The following is a 557-nucleotide window of genomic DNA, read 5'->3' on the forward strand; positions in this document are numbered from 1 at the left end:
TGGTTGCGGCGTTAATCATTCTCCGCATTCCTGTGTCCTGAATGTACTCCAGAAGGAAAAGCGTTCTTACAGCCCGGCCCAGCTCTCTGAACCCATAGTACACAGAGTTTTTTCGGCTTTTGCTGTTGAGCCGTTTGATGATGGTCGATGCTGAGATCTTTCCGGCTTTGATGGACATGGCAATTCGCAGCATATCATCCCAGCAAGCCTCAATCCGTTCCCATTTCAGAGTTTCCCGGAACAAAGGACCAAGGTTATCAACCTTTAGCCCAGCCTCAGGGCGATAAAATATCAGCCTTTTTATGTTCTTGATGCGGGGCATCAGCTTTATTCCCAGCAGATGTGCCAAACCAAATACTGCAAGGCTTTGCCCGTGGGTATCGGCTTGCAATGTGTCTGGTTGTATATCTGACTGGTTCTCTAACAGGACGTCCAGGATATAAATCGCTTCATAGACTCCACAGGGGATGAAGCGGCTGAATAAGGCAATGTAGGTATCAGAGACGTGGTAATACCCGATGCCGCCGTATCCTCCATATCGAACATGGTATTCTGAT

The 557-nt window shown here is 48.1% G+C and carries 1 protein-coding gene; it reads right to left on the reverse strand.

The features are described 5' to 3' along the window. A partial coding sequence (locus tag J7438_RS27205) for a Tn3 family transposase (RefSeq protein WP_209279131.1) occupies positions 1-557 on the reverse strand: 557 nt, incomplete at both ends.

It is taken from the genome of Thalassotalea sp. G20_0 (assembly GCF_017744175.1).
Classification (GTDB): domain Bacteria; phylum Pseudomonadota; class Gammaproteobacteria; order Pseudomonadales; family Endozoicomonadaceae; genus Endozoicomonas.